The organism is Pseudomonas sp. TWP3-2 (genome assembly GCF_049897765.1).
Taxonomy (GTDB): Bacteria; Pseudomonadota; Gammaproteobacteria; order Pseudomonadales; family Pseudomonadaceae; genus Aquipseudomonas.
In genome coordinates this window covers 1-4,884 of sequence record NZ_JAFCWW010000042.1, presented here as the reverse complement: position 1 = coordinate 4,884, position 4,884 = coordinate 1, and the positions used below count along the sequence as shown (strand labels likewise).

Below are 4,884 nucleotides of genomic sequence, written 5' to 3'. Positions count from 1 at the left end.
CAAATTGCTTGGGTGTTATATGGTCAAGCCTCACGGGCAATTAGTATTGGTTAGCTCAACGCCTCACAGCGCTTACACACCCAACCTATCAACGTCGTAGTCTTCGACGGCCCTTCAGGGAACTCAAGGTTCCAGTGAGATCTCATCTTGAGGCTAGTTTCCCGCTTAGATGCTTTCAGCGGTTATCTATTCCGAACATAGCTACCCGGCAATGCCACTGGCGTGACAACCGGAACACCAGAGGTTCGTCCACTCCGGTCCTCTCGTACTAGGAGCAGCCCCTCTCAAATCTCAAACGTCCACGGCAGATAGGGACCGAACTGTCTCACGACGTTCTAAACCCAGCTCGCGTACCACTTTAAATGGCGAACAGCCATACCCTTGGGACCGGCTTCAGCCCCAGGATGTGATGAGCCGACATCGAGGTGCCAAACACCGCCGTCGATATGAACTCTTGGGCGGTATCAGCCTGTTATCCCCGGAGTACCTTTTATCCGTTGAGCGATGGCCCTTCCATACAGAACCACCGGATCACTAAGACCTACTTTCGTACCTGCTCGACGTGTCTGTCTCGCAGTCAAGCGCGCTTTTGCCTTTATACTCTACGACCGATTTCCGACCGGTCTGAGCGCACCTTCGTACTCCTCCGTTACTCTTTAGGAGGAGACCGCCCCAGTCAAACTACCCACCATACACTGTCCTCGATCCGGATAACGGACCTGAGTTAGAACCTCAAAGTTGCCAGGGTGGTATTTCAAGGTTGGCTCCACGCAGACTGGCGTCCACGCTTCAAAGCCTCCCACCTATCCTACACAAGCAAATTCAAAGTCCAGTGCAAAGCTATAGTAAAGGTTCACGGGGTCTTTCCGTCTAGCCGCGGATACACTGCATCTTCACAGCGATTTCAATTTCACTGAGTCTCGGGTGGAGACAGCGCCGCCATCGTTACGCCATTCGTGCAGGTCGGAACTTACCCGACAAGGAATTTCGCTACCTTAGGACCGTTATAGTTACGGCCGCCGTTTACCGGGGCTTCGATCAAGAGCTTCGCGTTAGCTAACCCCATCAATTAACCTTCCGGCACCGGGCAGGCGTCACACCCTATACGTCCACTTTCGTGTTTGCAGAGTGCTGTGTTTTTAATAAACAGTCGCAGCGGCCTGGTATCTTCGACCGGCATGAGCTTACGGAGCAAGTCCTTCACCCTCACCGGCGCACCTTCTCCCGAAGTTACGGTGCCATTTTGCCTAGTTCCTTCACCCGAGTTCTCTCAAGCGCCTTGGTATTCTCTACCCAACCACCTGTGTCGGTTTGGGGTACGGTTCCTGGTTACCTGAAGCTTAGAAGCTTTTCTTGGAAGCATGGCATCAACCACTTCGTCGTCTAAAAGACAACTCGTCATCAGCTCTCGGCCTTAGAATCCCGGATTTACCTAAGATTCCAGCCTACCACCTTAAACTTGGACAACCAACGCCAAGCTGGCCTAGCCTTCTCCGTCCCTCCATCGCAATAACCAGAAGTACAGGAATATTAACCTGTTTTCCATCGACTACGCTTTTCAGCCTCGCCTTAGGGACCGACTAACCCTGCGTCGATTAACGTTGCGCAGGAAACCTTGGTCTTTCGGCGTGGGTGTTTTTCACACCCATTGTCGTTACTCATGTCAGCATTCGCACTTCTGATACCTCCAGCAAGCTTCTCAACTCACCTTCACAGGCTTACAGAACGCTCCTCTACCGCATCATCCGAAGATGATACCCGTAGCTTCGGTGTATGGTTTGAGCCCCGTTACATCTTCCGCGCAGGCCGACTCGACTAGTGAGCTATTACGCTTTCTTTAAAGGGTGGCTGCTTCTAAGCCAACCTCCTAGCTGTCTAAGCCTTCCCACATCGTTTCCCACTTAACCATAACTTTGGGACCTTAGCTGACGGTCTGGGTTGTTTCCCTTTTCACGACGGACGTTAGCACCCGCCGTGTGTCTCCCATGCTCGGCACTTGTAGGTATTCGGAGTTTGCATCGGTTTGGTAAGTCGGGATGACCCCCTAGCCGAAACAGTGCTCTACCCCCTACAGTGATACATGAGGCGCTACCTAAATAGCTTTCGAGGAGAACCAGCTATCTCCGAGCTTGATTAGCCTTTCACTCCGATCCACAGGTCATCCGCTAACTTTTCAACGGTAGTCGGTTCGGTCCTCCAGTTAGTGTTACCCAACCTTCAACCTGCCCATGGATAGATCGCCCGGTTTCGGGTCTATTCCCAGCGACTAGACGCCCTATTAAGACTCGCTTTCGCTACGCCTCCCCTATTCGGTTAAGCTCGCCACTGAAAATAAGTCGCTGACCCATTATACAAAAGGTACGCAGTCACCCAACAAAGTGGGCTCCCACTGCTTGTACGCATACGGTTTCAGGATCTATTTCACTCCCCTCTCCGGGGTTCTTTTCGCCTTTCCCTCACGGTACTAGTTCACTATCGGTCAGTCAGTAGTATTTAGCCTTGGAGGATGGTCCCCCCATATTCAGACAAAGTTTCTCGTGCTCCGTCCTACTCGATTTCATGACTAAGAGATTTTCGCGTACAGGGCTATCACCCACTATGGCCGCACTTTCCAGAGCGTTCCGCTAATCTCAAAGCCACTTAAGGGCTAGTCCCCGTTCGCTCGCCACTACTAAGGGAATCTCGGTTGATTTCTTTTCCTCAGGGTACTTAGATGTTTCAGTTCCCCTGGTTCGCTTCTTGCACCTATGTATTCAGTACAAGATACCTAACTTATGTTAGGTGGGTTCCCCCATTCAGACATCTCCGGATCAAAGTCTGTTTGCCGACTCCCCGAAGCTTTTCGCAGGCTACCACGTCTTTCATCGCCTCTGACTGCCAAGGCATCCACCGTATGCGCTTCTTCACTTGACCATATAACCCCAAGCAATCTGGTTATACTGTGAAGACGACATTCGCCGAAAATTCGATAATACTCAAAACTGAGTAACTCACAAATTTTACCTTAGCCTGATCCGTTACCAGTGAAAGTAACGTTCAGTCTATCTTTCTATCACATACCCAAATTTTTAAAGAACGAACTAGTCAAAGACTAGAAATCAACATTCACCATCGCATCGATGGAATGCTCATTTCTAAGCTTTAATACGTAGAAGCAGTAGTGGTGGAGCCAAACGGGATCGAACCGTTGACCTCCTGCGTGCAAGGCAGGCGCTCTCCCAGCTGAGCTATGGCCCCGTATTTCTACAGGTTCCCACACAAAATTGGTGGGTCTGGGCAGATTCGAACTGCCGACCTCACCCTTATCAGGGGTGCGCTCTAACCAACTGAGCTACAGACCCAATTTCGGGCTGCTTCTTTCGTCTTCTTCAATGAATCAAGCAATTCGTGTGGGAGCTCATGGAGCAGCTGATGTCGTCGATTAAGGAGGTGATCCAGCCGCAGGTTCCCCTACGGCTACCTTGTTACGACTTCACCCCAGTCATGAATCACACCGTGGTAACCGTCCTCCCGAAGGTTAGACTAGCTACTTCTGGTGCAACCCACTCCCATGGTGTGACGGGCGGTGTGTACAAGGCCCGGGAACGTATTCACCGTGACATTCTGATTCACGATTACTAGCGATTCCGACTTCACGCAGTCGAGTTGCAGACTGCGATCCGGACTACGATCGGTTTTATGGGATTAGCTCCACCTCGCGGCTTGGCAACCCTTTGTACCGACCATTGTAGCACGTGTGTAGCCCAGGCCGTAAGGGCCATGATGACTTGACGTCATCCCCACCTTCCTCCGGTTTGTCACCGGCAGTCTCCTTAGAGTGCCCACCATTACGTGCTGGTAACTAAGGACAAGGGTTGCGCTCGTTACGGGACTTAACCCAACATCTCACGACACGAGCTGACGACAGCCATGCAGCACCTGTCTCAATGTTCCCGAAGGCACCAATCCATCTCTGGAAAGTTCATTGGATGTCAAGGCCTGGTAAGGTTCTTCGCGTTGCTTCGAATTAAACCACATGCTCCACCGCTTGTGCGGGCCCCCGTCAATTCATTTGAGTTTTAACCTTGCGGCCGTACTCCCCAGGCGGTCAACTTAATGCGTTAGCTGCGCCACTAAGAGCTCAAGGCTCCCAACGGCTAGTTGACATCGTTTACGGCGTGGACTACCAGGGTATCTAATCCTGTTTGCTCCCCACGCTTTCGCACCTCAGTGTCAGTATCAGTCCAGGTGGTCGCCTTCGCCACTGGTGTTCCTTCCTATATCTACGCATTTCACCGCTACACAGGAAATTCCACCACCCTCTACCATACTCTAGCTTGTCAGTTTTGAATGCAGTTCCCAGGTTGAGCCCGGGGATTTCACATCCAACTTAACAAACCACCTACGCGCGCTTTACGCCCAGTAATTCCGATTAACGCTTGCACCCTCTGTATTACCGCGGCTGCTGGCACAGAGTTAGCCGGTGCTTATTCTGTCGGTAACGTCAAAACAGCAACGTATTAAGTTACTGCCCTTCCTCCCAACTTAAAGTGCTTTACAATCCGAAGACCTTCTTCACACACGCGGCATGGCTGGATCAGGCTTTCGCCCATTGTCCAATATTCCCCACTGCTGCCTCCCGTAGGAGTCTGGACCGTGTCTCAGTTCCAGTGTGACTGATCATCCTCTCAGACCAGTTACGGATCGTCGCCTTGGTGAGCCATTACCTCACCAACTAGCTAATCCGACCTAGGCTCATCTGATAGCGCAAGGCCCGAAGGTCCCCTGCTTTCTCCCGTAGGACGTATGCGGTATTAGCGTTCCTTTCGAAACGTTGTCCCCCACTACCAGGCAGATTCCTAGGCATTACTCACCCGTCCGCCGCTGAATTCAGGAGCAAGCTCC

The 4,884-nt window shown here is 51.7% G+C and carries 2 tRNA genes and 2 rRNA genes; all 4 read right to left on the bottom strand.

What is annotated here, in order from left to right:
* Window positions 1-19: 19 nt before the first annotated feature.
* A 23S ribosomal RNA gene (locus tag ACP7EE_RS27560) occupies window positions 20-2,913 on the bottom strand.
* Between the two features lie 248 nt (window positions 2,914-3,161).
* Window positions 3,162-3,237 (bottom strand) — tRNA-Ala (locus tag ACP7EE_RS27555).
* 27 nt (window positions 3,238-3,264) lie between these two features.
* A tRNA-Ile gene (locus ACP7EE_RS27550) sits at window positions 3,265-3,341 on the bottom strand.
* 81 nt (window positions 3,342-3,422) lie between these two features.
* Window positions 3,423-4,884, bottom strand: a 16S ribosomal RNA gene (locus tag ACP7EE_RS27545); the annotation flags it as partial.